General features: G+C 72.9%; 20 protein-coding genes. 9 read left to right on the forward strand and 11 right to left on the reverse strand.

The annotated features are described in order from the left end of the window. The first annotated feature begins 16 nt into the window (after positions 1 to 16). Both ACWEGE_RS33440 and ACWEGE_RS33445 read left to right on the forward strand, forming a co-directional pair. A complete protein-coding gene (locus tag ACWEGE_RS33440; protein WP_449664457.1) occupies positions 17 to 553 on the forward strand; it encodes a ferritin in 537 nt (178 codons plus the stop codon). Between the two features lie 117 nt (positions 554 to 670). Next, positions 671 to 1,309 carry a PaaI family thioesterase gene (locus ACWEGE_RS33445; RefSeq protein WP_449664458.1) on the forward strand — a complete coding sequence of 213 codons (639 nt, stop codon included), beginning with the start codon at positions 671 to 673 and terminating at the stop codon, positions 1,307 to 1,309. On the opposite strand, the gene ACWEGE_RS33450 is transcribed toward ACWEGE_RS33445, so the two are convergent. The 5 genes from ACWEGE_RS33450 to ACWEGE_RS33470 are packed head-to-tail and all read right to left on the reverse strand — an operon-like array spanning position 1,306 to position 5,706. Next, complete coding sequence (locus ACWEGE_RS33450; protein ID WP_449664493.1) at positions 1,306 to 2,064, reverse strand: MHYT domain-containing protein; 759 nt, start codon at positions 2,062 to 2,064, stop codon at positions 1,306 to 1,308. The genes ACWEGE_RS33445 and ACWEGE_RS33450 overlap by 4 nt on opposite strands. 19 nt (positions 2,065 to 2,083) lie before the next feature. Further along, the gene (locus ACWEGE_RS33455) at positions 2,084 to 2,713 is read right to left on the reverse strand and encodes a GTP-binding protein (RefSeq protein ID WP_449664459.1); all 630 of its coding nucleotides are present in this window, start codon (positions 2,711 to 2,713) and stop codon (positions 2,084 to 2,086) included. Beyond that, positions 2,694 to 3,071 carry a DUF742 domain-containing protein gene (locus tag ACWEGE_RS33460; protein ID WP_449664460.1) on the reverse strand — a complete coding sequence of 126 codons (378 nt, stop codon included), beginning with the start codon at positions 3,069 to 3,071 and terminating at the stop codon, positions 2,694 to 2,696. The genes ACWEGE_RS33455 and ACWEGE_RS33460 overlap by 20 nt, the downstream gene beginning before the upstream one ends. Beyond that, positions 3,068 to 3,502, reverse strand: a complete 435-nt coding sequence (locus ACWEGE_RS33465; protein WP_449664461.1) for a roadblock/LC7 domain-containing protein — start codon at positions 3,500 to 3,502, stop codon at positions 3,068 to 3,070. Before ACWEGE_RS33465 ends, ACWEGE_RS33460 begins: the two co-directional genes overlap by 4 nt. Next, entirely contained in the window at positions 3,499 to 5,706 is a 2,208-nt protein-coding gene (locus ACWEGE_RS33470; RefSeq protein WP_449664462.1) for a HAMP domain-containing sensor histidine kinase, read from the reverse strand. Before ACWEGE_RS33470 ends, ACWEGE_RS33465 begins: the two co-directional genes overlap by 4 nt. Before the next feature lie 373 nt (positions 5,707 to 6,079). On the opposite strand from ACWEGE_RS33470, the gene ACWEGE_RS33475 reads away from it, so the two are divergent. Then, positions 6,080 to 7,039, forward strand: coding sequence for an ArsR/SmtB family transcription factor (locus ACWEGE_RS33475; RefSeq protein ID WP_449664463.1), 960 nt, complete (start codon positions 6,080 to 6,082; stop codon positions 7,037 to 7,039). A gap of 721 nt (positions 7,040 to 7,760) precedes the next feature. After that, the gene (locus ACWEGE_RS33480) at positions 7,761 to 8,030 is read left to right on the forward strand and encodes a hypothetical protein (protein ID WP_449664464.1); all 270 of its coding nucleotides are present in this window, start codon (positions 7,761 to 7,763) and stop codon (positions 8,028 to 8,030) included. Here the strand turns inward: ACWEGE_RS33480 and ACWEGE_RS33485 are convergent. Next, complete coding sequence (locus tag ACWEGE_RS33485) at positions 8,027 to 9,043, reverse strand: NAD-dependent epimerase/dehydratase family protein (protein WP_449664465.1); 1,017 nt, start codon at positions 9,041 to 9,043, stop codon at positions 8,027 to 8,029. The two genes, ACWEGE_RS33480 and ACWEGE_RS33485, sit on opposite strands and share 4 nt — an antisense overlap. Positions 9,044 to 9,235: 192 nt before the next feature. On the opposite strand from ACWEGE_RS33485, the gene ACWEGE_RS33490 reads away from it, so the two are divergent. The 3 genes from ACWEGE_RS33490 (at position 9,236) to ACWEGE_RS33500 (ending at position 12,114) form a co-directional block, all read left to right on the forward strand. Further along, positions 9,236 to 10,828, forward strand: coding sequence for an ABC-F family ATP-binding cassette domain-containing protein (locus ACWEGE_RS33490; protein ID WP_449664466.1), 1,593 nt, complete (start codon positions 9,236 to 9,238; stop codon positions 10,826 to 10,828). Positions 10,829 to 10,912: 84 nt separating this feature from the next. After that, entirely contained in the window at positions 10,913 to 11,347 is a 435-nt protein-coding gene (locus ACWEGE_RS33495) for an organic hydroperoxide resistance protein (protein WP_449664467.1), read from the forward strand. Further along, on the forward strand, positions 11,344 to 12,114 hold the full coding sequence (locus tag ACWEGE_RS33500) for an alpha/beta fold hydrolase (protein ID WP_449664468.1): 771 nt from the start codon (positions 11,344 to 11,346) through the stop codon (positions 12,112 to 12,114). The genes ACWEGE_RS33495 and ACWEGE_RS33500 overlap by 4 nt, the downstream gene beginning before the upstream one ends. 32 nt (positions 12,115 to 12,146) lie before the next feature. On the opposite strand, the gene ACWEGE_RS33505 is transcribed toward ACWEGE_RS33500, so the two are convergent. Together ACWEGE_RS33505 and ACWEGE_RS33510 are read right to left on the reverse strand one after the other, a co-directional pair. Next, positions 12,147 to 13,172: an alpha/beta fold hydrolase gene (locus tag ACWEGE_RS33505; protein ID WP_449664469.1), complete on the reverse strand. Its 1,026-nt coding sequence runs from the start codon at positions 13,170 to 13,172 to the stop codon at positions 12,147 to 12,149. Positions 13,173 to 13,265: 93 nt separating this feature from the next. Next, a complete protein-coding gene (locus ACWEGE_RS33510; RefSeq protein ID WP_449664470.1) occupies positions 13,266 to 16,019 on the reverse strand; it encodes an AAA family ATPase in 2,754 nt (917 codons plus the stop codon). Between the two features lie 136 nt (positions 16,020 to 16,155). Between ACWEGE_RS33510 and ACWEGE_RS33515 the strand changes: the two genes are divergently transcribed. Together ACWEGE_RS33515 and ACWEGE_RS33520 are read left to right on the forward strand one after the other, a co-directional pair. After that, on the forward strand, positions 16,156 to 17,658 hold the full coding sequence (locus tag ACWEGE_RS33515) for a tannase/feruloyl esterase family alpha/beta hydrolase (RefSeq protein ID WP_449664471.1): 1,503 nt from the start codon (positions 16,156 to 16,158) through the stop codon (positions 17,656 to 17,658). A gap of 79 nt (positions 17,659 to 17,737) precedes the next feature. Then, on the forward strand, positions 17,738 to 18,802 hold the full coding sequence (locus ACWEGE_RS33520) for an aldo/keto reductase (RefSeq protein WP_449664472.1): 1,065 nt from the start codon (positions 17,738 to 17,740) through the stop codon (positions 18,800 to 18,802). Here ACWEGE_RS33520 and ACWEGE_RS33525 read toward each other — a convergent pair whose 3' ends face one another. The 3 genes from ACWEGE_RS33525 to ACWEGE_RS33535 are packed head-to-tail and all read right to left on the reverse strand — an operon-like array spanning position 18,803 to position 21,818. After that, a complete protein-coding gene (locus ACWEGE_RS33525; RefSeq protein WP_449664473.1) occupies positions 18,803 to 20,011 on the reverse strand; it encodes an amidohydrolase family protein in 1,209 nt (402 codons plus the stop codon). Continuing rightward, positions 20,008 to 20,430 carry a GAF domain-containing protein gene (locus tag ACWEGE_RS33530; protein WP_449664474.1) on the reverse strand — a complete coding sequence of 141 codons (423 nt, stop codon included), beginning with the start codon at positions 20,428 to 20,430 and terminating at the stop codon, positions 20,008 to 20,010. The genes ACWEGE_RS33525 and ACWEGE_RS33530 overlap by 4 nt, the downstream gene beginning before the upstream one ends. Continuing rightward, on the reverse strand, positions 20,427 to 21,818 hold the full coding sequence (locus tag ACWEGE_RS33535) for an MFS transporter (RefSeq protein ID WP_449664475.1): 1,392 nt from the start codon (positions 21,816 to 21,818) through the stop codon (positions 20,427 to 20,429). Before ACWEGE_RS33535 ends, ACWEGE_RS33530 begins: the two co-directional genes overlap by 4 nt. Positions 21,819 to 21,868: the final 50 nt, after the last annotated feature.

The following is a 21,868-nucleotide window of genomic DNA, read 5'->3' on the forward strand; positions in this document are numbered from 1 at the left end:
GTCGTAGGTTGTGGGCATGGCCAAGACCCGGAAGTTCGCCGAGCTGCTGCGGACGCAGATCCGCCACGAGTTCACCGCCGCCCAGCAGTACATCGCCCTGGCCGTCTGGTTCGACGCCCGCGACCTGCCACGCCTGGCCAAGCGCTTCTACCGGCAGTCGATCGAGGAGCGCAACCACGCACTGGCGATGGTCCGCTACCTGCTGGACCGCGACGAGCCGGTGGCGATCCCCGGAACGGGCGACGTCCGGAACGACTTTTCGAGCGTGCACGAGGCGATCGAGCTGGCCCTGGCCCAGGAACGCGCGGTAACCGCCGACATCGAGGCGATGGCGAAGGCCGCCCGCCTGGAAGAGGACTACCTCGGCGAGCAGTTCGTGCACTGGTTCCTCAAGGAGCAGGTGGAGGAGGTGGCCCGGATGTCCACGCTGCTGACGGTCGTCGAGCGAGCGGGCGCCAACCTGTTCGAGGTGGAGAACCACCTGTTCCGCGAGGCGGACACGGAAGAGGGAACCGCCCCGGACATGCCCCCGGTAGCAGGCGGCAAGCTCTGAGGACGGCTGCCCACCGCACTCCGAGAGGCACCCCACACCCCCAATCGATCCCACCGCCCCACCCGCCTCCCCTGCTAGACTGAAACACGTTCTAGTTCCAGCCCCACGGGGAGCACGATGACCGAAAACCCGTTTCCGATCGTCGACGGCGTACCCCCCGCCCGGGCACTCCTCGGCTCCCGCATCCGCGACCTGATCGAAGCCTCCGTCTGCGTCCGCGACGACGAAGCCGGCCTCACCGCCGCGGCCCGCCGGGTGGAAGCCATCACCGAGGCGCTTCGCGCCGCCGGCGGCGCGAAGCCGTTGCTGCTCGCCGCCCTCGAAGAGGGCGGTCACCTGAGCATCAACAACCCCCTGGAAGGGCCGGGGAACCCGCTTGCGCCACCCATGTCGTGGGTGCGCGTGGGACCGGAGTCGGTGCGCGCCGACGTCCTCCTCGGTGCCGCGCACGAAGGCCCGCCCGGGCGCGTGCACGGCGGCTGGGTGGCCGCGCTGCTGGACCACGTGGTCGGCCGCGCCACCGCCGCGGCCGGCTACCCCGGCATGACAGCGTCCCTGACGGTCGACTACCACCACGGGACGCCCTACGCGGTGCCGCTCACCGCCGAGGGGCGGCTCGTCCGCCGCGAGGGCCGCAAGCTCCACGCCACCGGCGAGCTCAAGGCGGGCGACCTCGTCTGCGCCACGGCGACCGCGATCCTGGTCCACTTCAGCGCCGACCGGTTCCCGGTGGCCACGACGTCCGCGCCGGACTAGGACGCGACCGTCGTGTGCCGGGGCGCCTCCGAGCTCGACGTCGCCATCAGGACCGCGCAGATCGGGACCGCCATCGCCAGCGCGGCGAGGACGAACACCGGGAACAGGAACGAGAACACCTCCGTGCCGGACGGGTCGGGTGCTCCGGGGTCCAGGTGCAGGCGCACCGCCGCCATGCCCGTGTAGTGCATGCCGGTGACCGCCGCGCCCATCACCAGGCCGGCCGCCAGCCGGGGCAGGAGCTTGTCCAGCCCGACCGTGAACCACAGCGCCGCGGTGGCCGCGACCACGGCGATGACCACCGACAGCACCACCAGCGTCGGGTCGTAGCCGATCGTGCCCTTGACCTGCACCGCCCACATCCCCGTGTAGTGCATGACGGCCACCGCCAGCCCGGTCAGCAGGCCGCCGAGCAGCAGCCGCCGCCACGCGAACCGGTTGCGGACGCCGAACACCAGCAGCCCGCAGAACACCGCCGCCACCGACAGCACCGCCGACAGCGCCGTGCGCAGGATGTCGTAGCGCACCGGCATGCCGGGCGTGGAAAACCCGAGCATGGCGATGAAGTGCATGACCCAGATGCCGACCCCGCCGATCGACAGCGCCGCAAGACCCAGCCAGGTCAGCCGGGCGCGCGGGCTGTCGGTGGACCGCGCCTGCAGCGTGCAGGCGAGGCCGAGGGCGCACCCCACCACCGAAGTGAGGTAGGCGAGCACGACGAGCCAGTTGCCCATCGCGAAGTCTTCGTGGTCCATGGGCATTTCCCGGGCTCCTTCAGGCTTTCCGTGATCGGGGGGCGTGGTGCTCGGCGAGCGCGTGCTCGGCCGCGGCGATGAGGGTCCGCTTCGTCGACTCCGGCGACCGCGCGTCACAGGTGACGACCTCCACCGCGGCCGGGATCTTGAGGGCCTCGCGCACCTGCTCCGGCCCGTGCTGACGGGTGTCCTGGAACTGGTTGATGGCGACCAGGAACGGCAGGCCGCGCGACTCGAAGAAGTCGATCGAGGCGAAGGAGTCCGCCAGCCGGCGCGTGTCCACCAGCACGATCGCCGCCACCGCGCCGCAGACGAGGTCGTCCCACATGAACCAGAACCGGTGCTGGCCGGGTGTGCCGAAGACGTAGAGCACCAGGTCTTCGGCGAGGGTGAGCCTGCCGAAGTCCATCGCGACCGTGGTGGCGAACTTCCCCGGCACCGCTTCGGTTTCATCGACACCGACGGCCGCCGACGTCATGAGGGCTTCGGTCCGCAGCGGGTCGATTTCCGAGACGGCACCGACGAACGTCGTCTTGCCGGCCCCGAAACCGCCGGCCACGACGATCTTCGCCGAGGTGATCCGGCCTTTGGCGGCACCGTTTCCGGGCGCACCGCTTGCGGAGACACTTTCAGAGTGCACGTAGTCCACTGAGGACCCTTTCGAGCAGGTCGTTCCGTTCGTCCCAGGAGGCGTCCGCGGTGAGCGTGTCGCGGATCGACACCTGGCCGGCGATCAGCAGGTCGCCGATGAGCACCCTGGCCACGCCGAGCGGCACGCCCAGGTGGGCGCCGACCTCGGCCACCGACCGCTGGTGCAGGCAGAACTGCGTCACCACGGCCAGGGGGTTGGTCGGGCTGAAGGGCGCCGTGCGGCCCTCCGCCGTCGTCTCCACCAGGGCTTCCACCGCCAGGTCGACCGTCGGCCGGGTGCGCCCGGCGGTCCAGGCGTAGGGGCGGGCCAGCGACGCCGTGTGCCGCCCGCCCTCGCGTCGCCGGCCTTCGGTCACCGGGCCGCCCCCGGCGCGGCCGCGGGCCGAGCCGGGGTCTCGACCACCTTCCCGACCCGGTCCACCAGCAACGTCATCTCGTAGCCCACCAACCCGATGTCGCAGCCCGGGTTGGCCAGCACCACCAGGTTCGAGCCGTCGCCGACGTTCATCAGCAGCAGGAAGCCCTGCTCCATCTCGATCACCGACTGCACCACCCGGCCCGCGGTGAACAGGTCGGCGGTGCCGAGCGCGAGGCTGGAGAGGCCGGACGCGATCGCCGAGAGCTGGTCGGCGCGGTCGCGCGGCAGGGTTTCGTTCGCCGCCACGAGCAGCCCGTCCGCCGAGACCAGCGCGGCGTGCGCGACACCGGGCACCTCCTGGGTGAACGCCGAAACCAGCCAGTTCCGGGACCTCTCGGCCACTTCCGCTCCTTCCTGCCGGGCGCTCATCGCCGCCCCGCCTCGGGCTCGCCCGCGACCCGGTGCCGGGCCGCGCGCATGCCGCTGTAGTGCCGGGAAAGGTTGTTCCGCACCGCGGCCGGGTCGCGGAAGGACTGGTCCGGCGGCTGCGGCGCACGCGGGGTGACCGAGCCGGGCGCGAGCTGCGCACCGGGCGTCCGGGTCGGCAGCCCCGAATCGGTGAGTTCGACGTCGTCGAGGGTGCCGACCGCGGCCTCCGCGGCCTGCCGGACCTGGTCGGCCGGGGTCGCCCAGGTGCCGGGCCGGGCCGGGGTCGCCGGTGCCTCGGCGAACCAGTGCGACAGCATCTGGTCGAAGATCGGCGTCGGCGGGTCCGCCACGGCCACCGGCGGCGGTTCTTCGGCGGGCCACCGCGGTTCGAGCTCGTGCCGGGCCGTGCCGTTGGCGGTGCCGTTGACCGAGCCGTTGACCGAGCCGTTGACCGCCGGGACCGGCGCGGGCGGGACGGCCCGTGGCGGCAGGTCGACCTGGATCAGCACACCCGGGACGTGCACGCTGGCGGTGATGCCGGCACTCGCGGTCCGGCTGGTCGTGGGCCGCAGCCGGACGGTGATCCCGTGCGACGCGGCCAGCCTGCTCACCACGAACAGGCCCATCCGGCGGGTGGTCTCCGGGCTGACCGAGGCCCCGGCGGCCAGCCGGGCGTTCGCCGCGTCGAGGTCTTCGCGGGTCATGCCGAGCCCGACGTCGACGACCTCGATCAGCAGGCCGCCGTCGAAGCCGCGGTCGGCGGTGAGCACCACCTGCTCCTCCGGCGGGGACGACCGGATGGCGTTCTCCAGCAGCTCGGCGAGGATGTGCACGACGTCGGCCGCGGCCTCGGACTGCACCGACCCGCGCGGCGCGTTGCCGAGCGCGACGCGCTGGTAGTCCTTGACCTCCGACGTCGCGGCCCGCAGCAGCTCGACCGTCGCGACCGGGCCGACGTCGCGGCGCACCGGCCTGCCACCCGCCAGGACCTGCAGGTTCTCGCCGTTGCGCCGCAGCCGGGTGGCGATGTGGTCGATCTGGAACAGCTCGGCCAGCCGCTGCGGGTCCTGTTCGTCGGCTTCGAGGTCCTCGATCACCGACAGCTGCAGCTCCACCAGCGACTGGCTGCGCCGGGACAGCGTCATGAACATCTCGCTGACCTGGATCCGCATCTCGGCCTGCTCGCCGACGGCGAGCCGCACCGCCTGCCGGTGCATGTCGTCGAAGGCCCGGGCGAGCTGCCCGACCTCCTCCTCGGAGTCGACCGGCAGCGGCGCGATCGTCCGCCAGTCGACGTCCTCGCCTTCGCGGATGCGTTCGATGGTGCCGGGCAGGCGGCGGCGCGCGGTGTCGAGCGCGGCGGCGTGCAGGCGGCGGATCGGGGCGACCACCGACCGGGCCACGGCGAGCGCGATGGCGAGCGCGCCGAGGAGCGAGGCGATCACCAGCGCGGTGTCGCGCAACGCGTCGGACCGGGCGGTGTTGGTCTGCGCGCCGACCGCGTCCGAAAGCGTTTTCACCTGCTCGGCGAGGATGGTGCCGAGCACCGCGCGCTTCGCCTCGGCGCCCCCGGCACCGGGACTGGTCGCCGCGGCGAACCGGGCGGCCGCGGCGCCGGCGGGCAACGCGCGCCTGATCTGTCCGATGAGTACGGTTTCTTCGGCCGCGGCGCGTTCGGCGGCCGCCGCCGAAGTGCCTTCGGCCCTGCCGGCCAATGTCTGCTGCCCGGCCAGACTGGTCCTCAACTGCACCAATGATTCGGTGACGGTCGCGGCAGCGTCGAGATCACCATTCCCGGCCTGCTCCGCGATGCCGCCGATCACCTCGCTGAGCGAGACGTTGAAGTCGTGGTAAGCCGCGGTTTTCGCGGCAGGCGATCCGGTCTGCTGCCGCAGGTCGGCCAATTTACCCAGCTGATCTTCCAATGCCCGCGACAGCGCCGGGTTGAGCTGGGAAAATGCGGCGTCGTGGCGGACGACGGCGGCTTTCTCGTCGACCGCGGCGGTCTGGGCGGCCGCGCCGTCGTGGATCATCTCGTCGTCGACCAGCCCGGCGAGTTCGGAGATCCCTTGCAGGACCGGCATTTGGTCGCGGACGGCGCTGAGCCCGCCCGCCCTGGCGAGCTCGGCCTGCACCCGGCCACCCGCCAGCAGCAAGGCGACCAGCACGGGCAGCAACAGCACTACGGAGATCTTGGTGCGCAACCGCCAGCTGCCCGGATTCCAGGAGGCTGCGGAACGGCGGGTCGAGGGTTCGTCTTCTTTCATCGGTGGCGTGGCTCGATTCGTACCGGTGGCCCGAGAACGATTTCCGGTTCCTTTTCCGCGGAATTCAGCCGACGACGTAACCCTGGTAGCCGCGGTGTTGTCAAGGAATGCCGATCGTTTCCCCCGTACGCACCAATCACACAGCGTGAACTGCCACTACGCGGCTTTTTACCCTTGCGGAGAGTGAAGAAGGCTCGCCAGACCGTGTGGAATTCCGGCTTGGGTGCGTGAATTTCCGGCGGCCGCGTGACCCCTGTCGGGTGCCGTCGCGGTGCCCGTTACCCTCGGCCGGGAAAGGGGGTCGCCATCGATGTTGAAAGTTCACTTCACCGAAGCGGACCTCGCGAAGGTGACGATCGCCGAGGACGCCGACCCGATGTGGGAGCTGCTGATGAGCAGTTACCGCATCCGGCGGCCGGAGGGTGAGCCGTTCTTCGGCCGCTGGCGGCGCGGCTCGCGCTCCGCGGTCCCCCAGTCCGGCCGGCTGCTGATGTCCGCCGTCCCGCCGTACGGGTACTGCCCGGACTTCCTCACCCCGGCCGGTGCCCGCTCGATCGGCGACGGGATCTCGGCGGTGCTCGAGACGCCCCCGCCGGTGCTGGCCGCCGATGTCGCCGAGCTGGCGGCGCAGGGCACCCACGTGCCGGCGTGGCTGCGCCGGGTGGGCGACGGCGAGCAGGGCGAACTGCGGCGGCTGGGCGCGGCCCTCCACGACTACTACCGCCAGTGCGTGGCGCCGGACTGGGCCACGGTGCGCCGGGCGGTGGCCCGCGACCGCAGGCGGCTGCAGGCGAACCTGGACCGCGGCGGGCCGCAGCTGCTGCTCTCGACGTTGCACCCGGAGGTGACGTGGTCCCCGCCGGTGCTGCGGGTGCGGTTCCCGATCGACCAGGAGCTGCACCTGGACGGCCGCGGGCTGAGGCTGATCCCGGCGTTCTTCGCCCACGGCATGCCGACGACGTACAAGGACCCGCTCCTCCCGCCGGCGCTGGTGTATTCGATCAGCCACCCCCGCTTCGACAGCGACGCGGAGCCGGGCCCCTCGCTGGCGGCCCTGCTCGGCCAGACGAGGGCGAAGGTCCTGGTGACGATCGCGACGACGAGGTGCAACACGAGCGAGCTGGCGGACCTGACGGGCATTTCCCCGGCGACGGCGAGCCAGCACGCGTCGGTGCTGCGGGCGAGCGGGCTGATCAGCAGCAACCGGTCGGGGAAGTCGCAGATCCACGAGATCACCCCGCTGGGGCTGGGGATCATCCGGGCGAGCTGACCGGCGGAAGGCGGCCGGGCGGACCGGCCACCACGCCGCGGCCGCCGCTCGAGCCGGCCTGCGGCGAGGCAAGCGAGCAGCCCTGCGAGGCACGCCAACCCTGCCCGGCCGCCAAGCACCCACCGATCAGCCGCCACCCGCGCAACCGCCGCTCGAGCCGGCCCAGCCGGCCGGGGCGGACCGGCCGCCAGCCAATCGCACCCTCGCCCCACCAACCCCGGCCAATCACCCGCCACCCGCGCAACCGCCGCTCGAGCCTGCTCAGCGGCCGAGTAAGCGAGCCGACCGGCCCCGCCGATCAGCCACCACCCCGCGCCGACCGCCGCCCGAGCCGGCCCGGCGGCGAGCGGACCGGTCGCCACGCCAAACCCCGCCCGGCCGCCAGCCAACCGCCCCCGCGGCCACCAACCACGGCCGACCAGCCGCAACCCCCCGCGGCCACCAACCCCGGCCAACCAGCCGCAACCCCGCGCGGCCGGCCCGGCAGCGAGCCAAGCACCCCAACCAGCCCCCGCAAGCCGGCCCCGGCCCCGGCCCGCAACCCGTGCGCGTCCTCCGAAGGTCGTGTTAGCCTGTCGCCGTGCTGCGCCCGACGTTGTCTTCGCGACTCGTAACCCGGCGCGCCGGCTGAACCCAGGTCGCCGGCGCGCTGCGTCGACGATCGCCTTTTTCCGGGACCTGGCCCCGATCTCGTTTTCCCCGTCCACCAGGGAGATCCGCCATGTCCACTTCGTTCGCCGTTCCCGCGCCCCGCTCGGCCATGCTGCTGCGCCGCCGCATCGCCACCTACTTCGTCGGCGGTACCGAAACGATCCCCGCGCTCGTCGGTGCCCTCGAAGGGCGGCCCGTCCACGAACTGTCCGTCGACGTCAAGGACGGGGTCCGCGAGAGCAGCATGGTCTGCGCCGTCCTGCTCGCGGCCGAAGAGACCGCCCCGCTGCTCGACCGGCTGCGCGCACTGCCGTCGGTCGTTTCGGCCGAACTCGCCTAGGGCTTGCGACCCACGCCCGTCGCGATTTCGTGCCGCCGGTGCCGGTCCGGGGCCAGCGGTGCCGTGTCCGCACCCGCGCCCTCCCGCAGCCCCGCCAGGAATTCCTCGAGCGTGCCGGCGGCATCCCGGGCCGGTTGCCAGTCCAATTCGGACTCCGCGCGGCTCGTGTCCATGACCGGCAGCCGCATGACCGCGTCGAACAGGCCGGGAGTCGCCGGGATCACGTGCAGGCGCCAGGCCGCGTCGACCGCCGCGCGGACCGCGGCCGCCGGGACCGGGATCGTGCGGGCGCCCAGCAGCTTCGCCGCGAACCGCGGGTCCACCACGGGACCGGTCGCGATGTTGAACGCCCCGCGCACCGGCCGCGTCACCGCGCGGCGGACCGCGTCGGCCAGGTCGTCGGTGTGCACGATCTGGAACCGCAACCCGCGGATGTCGGGCAGCACCGGGACCAGCCGCACCAGCGAACCCGGCACGAACGGCCCGGCGAACAGGCGGCGCTGCTCCGTCGCGGCACTGCGCTGGAAGACGAACCCCGGCCGCATCCGGACCACGTCGAGCTCCGGGTGCCGGCCCTCGAACGCGTCCAGGTACCGCTCCAGATAGGCCTTTTCCCGCGTGTACGCCGCCCCGGGCCAGCCGTGCGTCGGCCAGTCCTCGGCCACCGGCTCGTCGTCCACCCGCGGCGAGTACGCCCCGATCGACGACGTGTAGACGAGCTTGGGCACCCCCGCCGTGGCCGCCGCCTCGAACACGCGCATCGAGCCGAGGACGTTCGCGCGCCACGTCCGCTCGGGACGCCGGGTGGGCTGGAACAGCCACGCCAGGTGCACGACCGCGTCGGCACCGCGGAAGAGCGGCACGAGGTCGTCGCGCTCGACGTCGGCCGTCACCACGCCCTCGGCCGGCCGTCTGGCCAGCTTGGCGATGGCTTCGACCTGCGGGTCCGCGTCCAACGCGCGCACGACCCCGGTCCCGATGTTGCCGGTCGCTCCGGTCACCACGATGCGCATCCGGGGCGGTTACCCGGGGCCCGGGCGGACAACCCTGCTATCGTCGAGGGGAAGATCCACACGGAGGAGACCAGCGTGGCAGGTGACGTCGACATCTCCGGGTAGCCCCGGAGTGCGCAGGCCCCCGGCAGTGCCGGTGCGGGCCGCCGTCGACGTCCCCTTTTCCGCCTCCACACCTCCGAGGTCTTCGCCATGTCCGAAATCGTGCTGTCCGGCCTGTCCTTCTCCTGGCCCGACGACACCCCCGTCTTCGACCGCTTGTCCGCCACCTTCGCGAGCGGCCGCACCGGCCTCGTCGCCCCGAACGGCTCCGGCAAGACGACGCTGCTCAAGCTCGTCGCCGGGGTCCTGAAGCCCTCCGCCGGCAGCGTCACCACCGGCGGCCTGCTCGGCTACCTCCCGCAGGACCTGCCGCTGAGCGGGGAGCCGTCGGTCGCCGAAATCCTCGGTGTGGCCCCGGTTCTGGACGCCATCGCCGCCGTCGAGTCCGGTGACGTCGGCGAAGCGCACTTCACCACCATCGGCACCGACTGGGACATCGAGGAACGCACCCGCGCCCAGCTCGACCGCCTCGGCCTCGCCGACGTCGGGCTCGACCGCACGCTGAGCACCCTCAGCGGCGGCCAGATCGTTTCGCTGGGCCTCGCCGCGCAACTGCTGAAGCGCCCGGACGTGCTGCTGCTCGACGAACCCACCAACAACCTGGACGCCGAAGCGCGCTACAAGCTCCACACCGTGCTCGACGACTTCTCCGGCTGCCTGCTGGTGGTCAGCCACGACCGGGCCCTGCTCGACCGGATGGACCGGATCGCCGAGCTGCACGGCGGCGAAATCCGGTTCCACGGCGGCAACTTCACCGCCTACGAAGAAGCCGTCCGGGCCGCGCGCGAGGTCGCCGAGAAGCACATCCGCACCGCCGAACAGGAGGTCAAGCGCGAGAAGCGGGAGATGCAGCAGGCCCGCGAGCGCGCCGCCCGCCGCGCGAGCACCGCGTCGCGCAACCTCGGCAACGCCGGCCTGCCCAAGATCTTCGCCGGCACGATGAAGCGCAACGCGCAGGAGTCGGCGGCCAAGGCGGACGGTACCCACGCCGCCCGCGTCGACGCCGCGAAAGCCAAGCTCGACCAGGCGGAACGCGAACTGCGCACCGAGCAGAAGCTCAGCCTTCAGCTGCCGCAGACGGAAGTCCCGGCGGGCCGCACGCTCTTCCTCGGCGAAGGCCTGCGGGTACGCGGTCTCTTCGGCGAGGGCGCCGACCTGGCGATCCGCGGCCCCGAGCGGATCGCGCTCACCGGCCCCAACGGCGCCGGGAAGTCGACCCTGCTGCGGCTGGTGAACGGCGACCTCGAGCCCGACGGCGGCACGCTCACCCGCGCCGACGGCCGGATCGCCTTCCTGTCCCAGCGCCTCGACCTGCTGGACGACGACCGCAGCGTCGCCGAAAACCTCGCGGCGGCCGCGCCGGCGCTGCCGGCCGCGCAGCGGATGAACCTGCTGGCCCGCTTCCTGTTCCGCGGGTCACGGGTGCACCTGCCTGCCGGTGCTCTCTCCGGCGGGGAACGGCTGCGCGCCACGCTCGCCTGCGTCCTGTTCGCCGAACCGGCGCCGCAGCTGCTGTTGCTGGACGAGCCGACGAACAACCTCGACCTGGTCGGCACCGGGCAGCTGGAAAGCGCGCTGACGGCGTTCCGCGGCGCGTTCGTCGTCGTCAGCCACGACGAACGCTTCCTCGCGGAGATCGGGATCGACCGGTGGCTGCGGCTGGCGGACGGCAGGCTGCGGTGACGTACACGGGTGACGTCGGGCGACGGTCGCCGCGGCCACCTCGGGATTCCTAGCGTGGTGCCGTCACCCGCCGAAAGGAACCCCATGCCCGAAGTGACCTACACCGCCGTCGCCACCTCCACCGCGGAGGGCCGCAACGGCGGGCGCGCGAGCTCCGACGACGGCGCGCTCGACGTCACCCTCGCCGTGCCCAAGGCCTTCGGCGGCGCGGGCGACGGCACCAACCCGGAGCAGCTGTTCGCGGCGGGCTGGGCGTCCTGCTTCGTCGGGGCGGTGCGCCGGGTCGCGGGCGCGAAGAAGGTGCCGCTGAACGACCTCGCCGTGGTCGCCGAGGTGACCCTGCACCACGACACCGAGGCGGGCGAGTTCGAGCTCAGCGCCGTGCTGCACCTGGAGGCGACGGGCATCGACCAGGCCACCGCCGACGAGCTCGTCCAGGGCGCGCACCAGGTCTGCCCGTACTCGAAGGCCACCCGCGGCAACATCGAGGTCACCCTCGACGCGACGGTCGCCCGATGAAGCGCGCCCTCATCGCCCTGGCGGCCGCGGCGGTCGCCGGGGCGGGTGTGCTCACCGCCGCTTCCCCCGGCGCCGCCGCGCCTTCGCACCCGAAGCCGACGGTCGTGCTGGTGCACGGCGCGTTCGAGGACGCGTCCGCGTGGGCGCCGGTCACCCGGCGGCTGCTGGCCGAGCACTACCCGGTGCTCGCGCCCGCGGTTCCGCTGCGCGGGATCGCGGCGGATGTCGCTTCCCTGCACGGGGTGCTCGACTCGGTCGCGGGGCCGAAGATCCTCGTCGGGCATTCCTACGGCGGCTTGCTGATCAGCGAGCTGGCCGGCCGGACGGCCGACGTGCGGGCCCTGGTCTACGCGGCGGCGTTCATCCCGGAGGCGGGTGAGACGGCCGGGCAGCTCAACGCGCAGTTCCCGGGGTCGCTCCTCGGCCCGTCGACGACGCACGCGGTGGGTCCGGAGCTGTTCGTGAACGCGGCGAGCTACCCCTCGCTGTTCGCCGCGGGTCTCCCGGCGCTCGACACGGCCGTCGCGGCGGCGGGCCAGCGCCCGATCCTGGCCGCGGCCTTCGACGAGAAGATCACCGCGACCGCGCCGGCGAACATCCGCAAGTACGCCCTGGTGGCCACCCGGGACCAGGCGATTCCCCCGGCGGCGGAACACTTCGAGGCCCGGCGCGCCCACGCGTCGATCACCGAGGCCGACTCGCCGCACGCGATCGCCTCGGCGGCGCCGGACGCCGTGGTCGACGTCATCCACCGCGCGACGCGCTGAGGAAGGGGGCCCGGTTTCCCGGGCCCCCTTCCTCACATCCGGTCCGCGTCGACGATCGCCTGGGCGAACGGCCGCGGTGCCTCCTGGGGCACGTTGTGGCCGATGCCGTCGAAGACGCGGTGTTCGTACTTGCCGGTGAACTTCGCGCGGTAGGCCTTGCCGTCCTTGGCCGCGCCGTCGAAGTCGCTGCCGATCGTGATCGACGGGACGCCGATGGTCGCGCCCGCGGCCAGTTTCTGTTCGTACGCCTCGTACTGCGGCTCGCCCGGGGCGAGGCTCAGCCGCCAGCGGTAGTTGTGGATCACGATGGCGACGTGGTCGGGGTTGTCGAAGGCCGCCGCGCTGCGGTCGTAGGTCGCGTCGTCGAAGTGCCAGGCCGGCGACGCGGTCTTCCAGATCAGCTTGTTGAAGTCGTGGCGGTTGGCCGCGTAGCCGGCGCGGCCGCGCTCGGTCGCGAAGTAGTACTGGTACCACCAGCCGAGTTCGGCCTGCGGGGCCAGCGGCTGCTGGTTCGCCGCCAGGTTCGTGACGATGTACCCGCTCACCGCGACGATGGCTTTGCAGCGCTCCGGCCACAGCGCGGCGATGATGTCGACGGTCCGGCCGCCCCAGTCGTAGCCGCCGAAGACGGCCTTGTCGATCTTGAGCGCGTCCAGCAGGGCGACGACGTCGAGCGCGACGGCCGTCTGCTGGCCGTTGCGGACGGTTTCGGCGGACTTGAACACCGTCGGCCCGTAACCGCGCAGGTAGGGGACGATCACCCGGTAGCCGGCACCGGCCAGGACCGGTGCGACGTCGACGTAGCTGTACGGGTCGTACGGCCAGCCGTGCAGCAGCACCACCGGCTGCCCGCCGGACGGCCCGAACTCGTGGTAGGCCATGCTCAGCGCCCCCGCGTCGGCCTGCTTGACCGGCCCGAGCGAGGTGTGCTCCCCGGAGCCGGCCCGCAGGTCGGGTGCCGCAACCGGAGCCGCGGTGGTGCCCTGCGAACAGGCCGCCAGGGACGTCGCCGCGAGCCCGGCCGCGAACGCCTGGCCGAACCTTCTCCTGCTGATCATCTGCTGCTCCTGCGCGAAAGACGGTGGGACTTTCACGACGTTAGGGGCAGGTTGGTGACCTTCGCGCCCGTCAGGTGACGCAGCCGGTGTACGTCACCCTTCGAGGGTCTTCAGCATCCCGGCGAGGTCGGCGCGCGAGCTCACGCCCAGCTTGGGGAAGATCCGGTGCAGGTGGGTGCCGACGGTCCGGTGCGAAAGGTACAGCCGCTGCCCGATCTCCCGGTTCGTCAGCCCTTCGGCGGCCAGCTGCGCGATGCTGAGTTCGTGCGGGGTGAGCTTGTCGCGGGCGTCCGGGCCGCGGTTCGGGCTCGACTCACCCGCGCTGCGCAGCTCGCGGCGGGCCCGGTCGGCCCAGGCAGCCATGCCGAGCGCGTCGAACGTCTTGCGGGCGGTGCGCAGGTGCGTCCGCGATTCGACGACCCGCCGCTGCCGCCGCAGCCACTCGCCGAAGGCCAGGTGGACCCGGCCGCGTTCGGCGGGCCAGCCGGTCAGGTCGGCGTCGAGCGCCGCGGCGAACCGCTCGTCGCTCGGGTCGAGCACGGCCCGCGCGTACCGGAGGCCGATGTGCAGGGCGGGTGACGGCGTGTCCAGGCACTCGAGCTCGGCCACGACATCGCGCAGCTCGCCGGTCCGCCCGGCCCGGACCGCGGCTTCGGTGAGTTCGGCGAGGCAGTACGTGCGCAACGCCAGCTGGTAGGCGGGGTCGGCCGGGTCGAGCAGCCGGCGCAGGTCGGCGAAGGCGTCCTCGAACCGGCCTTCGCCGAGGCCGGTCAGCCCCCGCGTGAGCTGCACGGTGGCCAGCACGGGCCGGGCCCCGGCCGCGAGCCCGGCACGTTCGGCCTCGTCGGCGAGCGCCTTCGCCTGCTTGTGCTCGCCGCGCAGGGCGGCGATTTCGGCCTGGACCGCGGTGGCGAGCCCGGCCATGAACGGCTGGCCGGTCTCCCGGGCGAACCGGGCCGCCTCCGCCGCGGCGGGCACGGCCCCGGCGAGGTCGCCGAGCCGGACGCGGCTCCACGCCTGGACGGCCAGCGCCCGCGGCAACAGACCCAGCCGGCCCTGGGCCCGCAGGCCGGGCGCCGCGGCGGCGGAGAACCGGGCGGCGAGGTCGAAGGCGCCGACCTGCAGCGCGGCGCTGCCGAGGTACCGGTCGACCTCGGGATCCGCGCCGGTTTTCGCGACCAGCTCCCGCAGGTGGCCCAGGACGGCCTCGCCGCGTTCGAAAGGGGCGACGTACGCGGTGACGGCGACGATCCGCGGGTCGGTTTCCGGGATGGGCAGCCGATCGGCCACGTCCAGGAGAGCTCGCCTCGCCTCCGGACCGGGTTCGGTCCAGAAGCAGCGCATGGCGGCGCTCCACAGGATCCGCGTGGCGGCGTCGTGCTGCCCGTCCGCCGCGACGGCGGCCGCGGTCCGGGCGAGTTCGGCGACGCGGGCGGGGTCTTCGCGGACGCCGTCTTCGAACTCGCTGAGCAGCCGTCCGGCGGTGGCCCGGCGCCGGGGATCGGCGGGGTTGGCCGCGTGGACCAGGCGTTCGGCGGTCTCCCGCCGGCCGGATTCGACGGCCAGCTCGGCGGCCAGCAGCAGCCGGTCGGCTCGGTGGTCCGGCCGCTCACTGAGCCGGGCCGCCTGTTCGAGAGCGGCGATCGCGGCGGCGGCCCCGCCCCGGAACCGGGCCCGTTCGGCGGTGCGTTCGAGTTCGGCGGCGACGGTTTCGTCGGGCCCCGCGGTGGCCGCGGCTTGGTGCCAGGCACGCCGATCGGGCTGGTCTTCCAGGGCTTCGACGAGCGCGAGGTGCGCGTTCCGAACCTCGAGCGGGGTGGCGGAGGCGGGGATGGCCGACCGCATGAGCGGGTGCCGGAAGGTCACGGCCCCGGCGGAGAGCTCGACCAGCCGCGCTTCGACGGCGGGGGCGAGGACGGCGGGGTCGGCGCAGGTCCCGGAGGCGGGGGCAAGCTCCTCCTGACCGGCTTCCGGCAGCGAGGCCGGCTCATCCGGGCCGAGCAGCGCGCCGGTCGCCGTCAGGGTCTCCGCCAACGATGTCGTCTCGTTCAGCGCCGCCACCAGCAGCGCCGTCCGCGTCGCCTCGGGCAGCGCCGCCACCCGGGCCGTGAACGTCCGCTCCAGCCGCTCGGTCAGCGGCAGCACCGGATCCAGCCCGTCCAGCTGCGCCACCGCGGCGGGCAGCTCCGTCAACGCCAGCGGCAATCCCGCCGCCTCGGCCAGCAGCCGCGTCCGGACCGCCGGGGCGAGCCGCGGTGCCACCGCATCCAGCACCTCCGCCGCCGCGTCGGCCGGGAGCCGGTCCAGCACCATCGACGCCAGGCCCGCCGCCAGGAGCGGGGACTCCGCCCCGTCGCGCAGGGTCGCCACCAGGACGATCGGCTCGGTCTCGATCCGCCGGGCCACGAACGCCAGCACGTCCGCGCTCGCCCGGTCCAGCCACTGCACGTCCTCCGCCACCAGCAGCAGCGGCTTCACCGCCGCCTCCTCGGCCAGCAGCGTCAGCGCCGCCAGCCCGACCAGGTACGCACTCGGCTCGGCCCCCGAGGCCAGCCCCAGCGCCGTCTGCAGGGCGTCGCGCTGCGGCGCGGGGAGCTCCGCCACGCCGGCCCGGACCGGGTACAGCAGCTGGTGCAGCCCGGCGTAGGCCAGGTTCCGCTCCGCCTCCGCGCCGGTCGTGCGCAGCACCCGCAACCCCGCCACCGACGCCGCCGCGGCCGTGCAGGCGACCAGCGCGGACTTGCCGATGCCCGCCTCGCCCCGGATGACCACGCCGCTGCGGTCCTCCGGGCCGTCGACGAGCTCGCCCAGCTCCTTCAGCTCGGTGTCCCGTCCGCTCAGCGCCATGGAAACGACCTTACCCAACGCCTGTTTCCGCAGCTCACGGCCGAGTGACGTACGCCGGCAGCGTCATCCGACGGGCGCCGGGCCCGCCGCCTCGCCCCTACCGTTCCCCCGCAATGACCAGCGACCGGAGAGACAGATGAAACGCCTCCTTCTCGCTGCCGCCGTGCCGCTCCTGCTGACCACCGTCACGCAGCCGGCCGCCTCGGCAGCAACCCCGGCCCCGTGCGCCGCCGTCGCGGTGCCCGCCCCGCCGGGCGCCAAGATCGAGTCCGTGCAGGCGGCGGCCCAGCCGTCGTACTGCTCGATCACCGTCACCCTGACCCACACCGGCGCGGACCACGTCAAGGTCGCCGTGGCCCTGCCGGACACCGGCTGGAACGGCCGGCTCCAGGCCCTCGGCGGCAGCGCCTACGCCGCCGGCAACTTCGACGCGCTCCCCCAGGCGGCCAAGGACGGCTACGCCGCCGTGACGACCGACGCCGGGGTGTCCCTGAACGGCCTCGACACGTCGTGGGCGCTGAACGACGGCCACGTCGACCAGACGCTCCTGACCAACTTCGCCACCCGGTCGGTGCACGAAGCGGCCGTGGTCGGCAAGGCCGTCACCCAGCGGTACTACCAACGCCCGGTCTCGTACTCGTACTGGACCGGCTGCTCGACGGGTGGCCGCCAGGGCTACTCCGAAGCCCAGAAGTACCCGGAGGACTTCGACGGCATCCTGGCCAACGCCCCGGCCGTCGACTGGACGCAGTTCGCGGTCGCGACCCTCTGGCCGCAGGTCGTGATGAACTCCAGCCACGACTTCCCCAGCCCCTGCGTGCTTTCGGCGTTCCGAACGGCGGCGGTCCAGGCGTGCGACGCGAAGGACGGCGTCACGAACGGCATCGTCGACCGGCCGGACGAATGCAGCTACGACCCGCGCACCCTCGTCGGGACGAAGCTGGTCTGCGACGGCCAGGAGGTCACCGTCACGGCCGCGGACGCCGAGGTGGTGCGCAAGATCTGGGCCGGCCCGACCGACGAGCACGGCCGCAGGCTGTGGGCCGGGCTGCCGAAGGGCGCCGACTTCACCTGGCTGGCCGGCACCCAGCCGGGACCGGACGGCACGCTGACCGCGCCGGGCTTCCCGGTGGCCGTCAAGTGGGTGCAGTCGTTCCTGGAGAAGCAGGCCGACTTCGACACCTCGAAGCTCACGTACGCGCAGTTCGCGGCCCTGTTCCGCCAGTCGGTGCGCGAGTACGACGGCGTCATCGGCACGTCGGACCCGGACCTGTCGGCGTTCCGCCGGGCCGGCGGCAAGCTGATCACCTTCGTCGGCGCGAACGACCAGCTGATCCCGCCGGGCGGCACGCTTTCCTACCGCACGCAGGTGGAGCGGACGATGGGCGGCGCGCAGCGGGTGAACGACTTCTACCGGCTGTTCCTCGCCCCCGGCGTCGAGCACTGCTTCGGCGGTGGCGGCCCGGAGCCGACGAACGCGCTCGGGCAGCTGGTCGACTGGGTCGAGCACGGCAAGGCGCCGGCGACGCTGACGGCGGCGTCCGCCGACGGCAGGACGCGCGACCTGTGCCCGTTGCCGCGGGTTTCGCGCTACACCGGCGGTGACCCGGCCACGGCGTCGAGCTACCGCTGCCGCTGAACTCCGGTCCGCGAGCGTCACCCCAGGGCGCTCGCGGACTGGACTTGCGGGTCCAAAAACCGCTCGGCACGCTGAAGTCATGGCACTCGACCAGTACTACCTCCTCGGCCGCTCCGGCCTGCGCGTCAGCCGGCTCGCCCTGGGCACGATGAACTTCGGCACCGGCGGCTTCCACGCCGCCTACGGCAAAACCCCCGACGAGGCCCGCCCCATCTTCCGGAAGTACCTCGAAGAGGGCGGCAACTTCGTGGACACGGCGGACTTCTACACCGCGGGCGAGAGCGAGACGATCCTCGGCAAGCTCATCGCCGAGGCCGGGGTCCGCGACCGCGTGGTGCTCACCACCAAGTTCACCAACAGCGTCGACCCGGCCGACCCCAACGCCGGCGGCAACGGGCGCAAGCACATGGTCCGCGCGCTCGAAGCGTCCCTGCGCCGGCTGGGCACCGACCACGTCGACGTGTTCCTGCTGCACACCTGGGACCGGATCACCCCGGTCGAGGAGGTGGTGCGCACGTTCGACGACCTCGTCCGCGCGGGCAAGATCCGCTACCCGGGCCTGTCCGACGTCCCGAGCTGGTACGCGGCGCGGGCGCAGACCCTCACCGAGGCGCACGCGCTGGCGCCGATGGTCAACCTCCAGCTGCCGTATTCGCTGGTGCAGCGGGAGATCGAGACCGAGCACGTCCCCATGGGACAGGCGCTGGGCCTCGGCGTCACGGCGTGGAGCCCCCTGGCGGGCGGCTTCCTGACCGGCAAGTACCGCGACGGCGGCACGGGCCGCCTCAGCGACGCCCCGACGTGGACCGACCGCGACCGGCAGCTGCTCAAGCCGCTGGAGGAGGTGGCTCTCCAGCTGGGCGTGACGATGGCCCAGGTGGCGATCAACTGGGTGGCCACCCAGCCCGGCATCGCGGCGGCGATCGTCGGCGCGAGCAGCGCGGACCAGCTCGGCAAGAGCATGGCCGCGCTGGACTTCGAGATCCCGGCCGAGCTGCGCGCGCTGCTCGACGAGGCGAGCGCGGTCCCGCCGGCGTCGGTGTACCGGATGTTCACCCCGGCCTACCAGCACTGGATCGTCAGCCCGGAGCTGAAGATCGGCGACAAGCCGGCGGGGTACGCGCCCGCGGTGCGGAACTGGTAGTCAGCCGGACACCACCTCGCCGCCCTGGATGACGTGGTGGAACTTCTCCGGCTCGGCCAGGATCCCGATGTCCGCCAGCGGATCCCCGGCCACCACCAGCAGGTCGGCGTGCGCGCCGACCGCCAGCGTCCCGATCTCGCCGGTGAGGTTCAGCAGCTCCGCCGCCGTCGAGGTGGCCGAGCGGAGGACCGCCAGCGGGGACTGGACCTCGGCGCGCAGGCGGAACTCGTGGTTCTGGTGGCGGTGCATGCCGCCGAGCAGGTCCGTGCCGTAGACCAGCTTGACGCCGCCGCGGGCCGCGCGGTCCAGGGCCTCCAGGCCCGCGCCGAGGACGTCGTCCACCTTGCGCCAGCTCGATTCCGGCAGCCCGTGCTCGCGGCCCTCCTCCTTCAGGGCCCAGTACGTCACCAAGGTGGGCACGAGGAAGGCGTCGTGCTCGAGGAAGAGCGAAACGCTGCGGTCGTCGAGGAGGTTGCCGTGCTCGATCGACCGGACGCCCAGCTCCAGGGCGCGGTTCACGGCGCGGGCCGTGTACGCGTGCGCGGCCACGTACCGGTTGGCCGCCTCGGCTTCCTCGACGATCGCGCGCAGTTCGCCGGCCGAGTACTGGGTCGAGTCGATGCGGTCGGTCGGGGACGCCACGCCACCCGAGGCCATCACCTTGATGTGGTGGGCGCCCTTGCGCAGCTCGTCGCGGGCCGCGGCGCGGACCGCGTCCTCGCCGTCGGCCACCCGGCCCAGGCCCGCGCAGCACGGGTGGTCGTCCTTCACCTGGGTGCCGCGGGTGCGGCTGTCGCCGTGGCCGCCGGTCTGGCTCAGCGCGCGCCCGCAGAACAGCAGCCGCGGGCCGCCGAACAGCCCTTCCGCCTGGGCGTCGGCGAGGCCGAAGTCGGCGCCCGAGGCGTCGCGGACCGTGGTGAACCCGCGGTCGAGCATCCGGCTCATCGTGCGGGCGGCGTGCGCGGCCACGTAGTTCGGTGACGCCGACGACAGCGAACCCAGGTCCGCGGTCGACGCCGTGACGTGCACGTGCGCGTCGACCAGCCCGGGCAGCACGACCGCGCCGCGCAGGTCCAGCGCGGGTACGCCGGGTGCGGTCAGGCCGGGCCCGACCTCGGCGATCCGGCCGTCGGCGCACCGGAGGTCACCCTCGGTGTACTCGCCGGACGCCGGGTCCAGCAGGCGGGCGTTGCGCAGCAGCAGGTTCACTGTTCCTCCTTGAGCGCCGGCACGGCGAGTGGCGCGAGCGATTCGGCTTTTCGTACGGAAGCTTCGTCGTAGGCGCCTTCCGCGTCGAGGATGTTGAGCACCCCGAGCGTCCGGCCGCCGTCGATCACGGGCACGTTGATGATCGAGCCGCAGCCGAGCGACTCGATCAGCTCGTGGTCGGCGAAGATCTCCCGCACCGCCGCCCGGTCCGGCCCGAAGTACGGTTCCTGCGCGGTGACGCACTTCTCGAGCCAGCCCGCCGCGACCTCGACCGTCTTCTCCCCGCCGACCGGGTACTCGGCCGGGTGGCTGCTGTGCACGCGGCGCAGCGCCCGGCGTCCGGGGATCCACGCCAGCACCGTGAACAGCCGGACACCGAGCTCGGCGCGCACCCGTTCCTCCACAGTGGACAGGCTCACTTCGTCATCTCCTTCGCGGCGGCCTTCGGGGCGCCGTGTTCGGTCAGTTCCTCCAGCGAGCGGCCCGCGGTCGACAAGCCGAAGACGAGCACGCAGAGCACCCCGGCGGCCAGCACCGCCGTCGTCAGCCCGAAGACGCCGGCGAAGCCGAGGCTCGCCGCGGACAGGCCGATGATCGTCGGCGCGAGGATGCTGCCGACCCGGCCGAACGCGCTGGACAGGCCGGTGCCGCTGGCCCGGATCCAGGTCGGGAACACCTCGGGCGTGTAGGAGTACACCCCGGCGTAGGTGCCGTTGAGGAAGAAGGACAGCACCGCCCCGGCGAGGGTGATCGACCACGGCGTGCTCGTCTGGCTGAGCCAGAACGCGCTCACCGCCGAGCCGGCCAGGTAGAGGGCGATGGTGTGCTTGCGGTCGAGCCGTTCGGACAGCCACGCGGCCGAGAAGTACCCGGGCACCTGGGCCAGGTAGATGATGATCGAGAACTCGAAGCTCTTCGTCACCGTGATGCCGCGTTCCACGAGCAGCGTCGGGATCCACGAGAAGAAGCCGTAGTAGGAGAAGGTGATCACGAACCAGACGGTCCAGATCACCGCCGTCCGGCGGCGCATCGCGGGGCTCCACAGGAACTTCAGCGCGCTGAAGAGGTTCACCTTCGGCGTCTCGGTCGCCGGTTGGGCGTCGGCCGGCGGCACCGGCGGCAGGGTGGTGCCGGTGGCCTTCTCGACGTCCCGCTCGATCCTCGCGACGACGTTCTCGGCCTCGGCGGCCCGCCCGTGCGCGAGCAGGAACCGCGGCGATTCGGGCAGGGACCGGCGCCACCACAGCAGCATGACGATCGGCAGCGCGGTGACCAGCTGCGCGACCCGCCAGCCTTCGTCGAACGACGGCACGACGAACCGCCCGATCAGCGCGGCCGCGACGAAGCCGAAGGAGAAGAACCCGGCGAGCGCGCCGACGAACCAGCCGCGCCGCTTGGCCGGGACGAACTCGGACAGGAAGGGCGCGATGATCGCGCTCTCGGCGCCGGCGCCCGCCCCGGCGAGCACGCGGGCGCCGAGGAAGACCTCGTAGTTCGGCGAGAAGGACGCGACGACGGAGAACAACGCGTAGAAGGCCAGCGCGTACATCATGACCTTCTTGCGGCCGATCCGGTCGCCGAGCAGGCCGGCCGCGATGGCGCCGAAGAGGAAGCCGAACGGCGTCGCGGAGCCGATCAGGCCGAGCTGGCCGTTGTCGAGGTGCCACGCGGCCTTGGCGCTGGGCAGCAGGAAGGCGACGACCGCCGAGTCCATGCCGTCGAAGGTGTAGCCGAGCCCGCCGATGAGCAGCAGTTTGTAGTGGGGACGGCTCAGCGGGAGCCGGTCCAGTCGAGCCAGCAGCGTCATGGGGAACGCCTTCCGTCGGGGAGTGTCGACAACATAAACTGCATTTAGGC

This window comes from Amycolatopsis sp. NPDC004747 (assembly GCF_053601335.1).

Coding starts and splice junctions, on each gene's coding strand:
- ACWEGE_RS33440 (WP_449664457.1), top strand. CDS start 17: ATGGCCAAGACCCGGAAGTTCGCCGAGCTGCTGCGGACGCAGATCCGC.
- ACWEGE_RS33445 (WP_449664458.1), top strand. CDS start 671: ATGACCGAAAACCCGTTTCCGATCGTCGACGGCGTACCCCCCGCCCGG.
- ACWEGE_RS33450 (WP_449664493.1), bottom strand. CDS start 2,064: ATGGACCACGAAGACTTCGCGATGGGCAACTGGCTCGTCGTGCTCGCC.
- ACWEGE_RS33465 (WP_449664461.1), bottom strand. CDS start 3,502: ATGAGCGCCCGGCAGGAAGGAGCGGAAGTGGCCGAGAGGTCCCGGAAC.
- ACWEGE_RS33475 (WP_449664463.1), top strand. CDS start 6,080: ATGTTGAAAGTTCACTTCACCGAAGCGGACCTCGCGAAGGTGACGATC.
- ACWEGE_RS33480 (WP_449664464.1), top strand. CDS start 7,761: ATGTCCACTTCGTTCGCCGTTCCCGCGCCCCGCTCGGCCATGCTGCTG.
- ACWEGE_RS33485 (WP_449664465.1), bottom strand. CDS start 9,043: ATGCGCATCGTGGTGACCGGAGCGACCGGCAACATCGGGACCGGGGTC.
- ACWEGE_RS33490 (WP_449664466.1), top strand. CDS start 9,236: ATGTCCGAAATCGTGCTGTCCGGCCTGTCCTTCTCCTGGCCCGACGAC.
- ACWEGE_RS33495 (WP_449664467.1), top strand. CDS start 10,913: ATGCCCGAAGTGACCTACACCGCCGTCGCCACCTCCACCGCGGAGGGC.
- ACWEGE_RS33500 (WP_449664468.1), top strand. CDS start 11,344: ATGAAGCGCGCCCTCATCGCCCTGGCGGCCGCGGCGGTCGCCGGGGCG.
- ACWEGE_RS33505 (WP_449664469.1), bottom strand. CDS start 13,172: ATGATCAGCAGGAGAAGGTTCGGCCAGGCGTTCGCGGCCGGGCTCGCG.
- ACWEGE_RS33510 (WP_449664470.1), bottom strand. CDS start 16,019: ATGGCGCTGAGCGGACGGGACACCGAGCTGAAGGAGCTGGGCGAGCTC.
- ACWEGE_RS33515 (WP_449664471.1), top strand. CDS start 16,156: ATGAAACGCCTCCTTCTCGCTGCCGCCGTGCCGCTCCTGCTGACCACC.
- ACWEGE_RS33520 (WP_449664472.1), top strand. CDS start 17,738: ATGGCACTCGACCAGTACTACCTCCTCGGCCGCTCCGGCCTGCGCGTC.
- ACWEGE_RS33535 (WP_449664475.1), bottom strand. CDS start 21,818: ATGACGCTGCTGGCTCGACTGGACCGGCTCCCGCTGAGCCGTCCCCAC.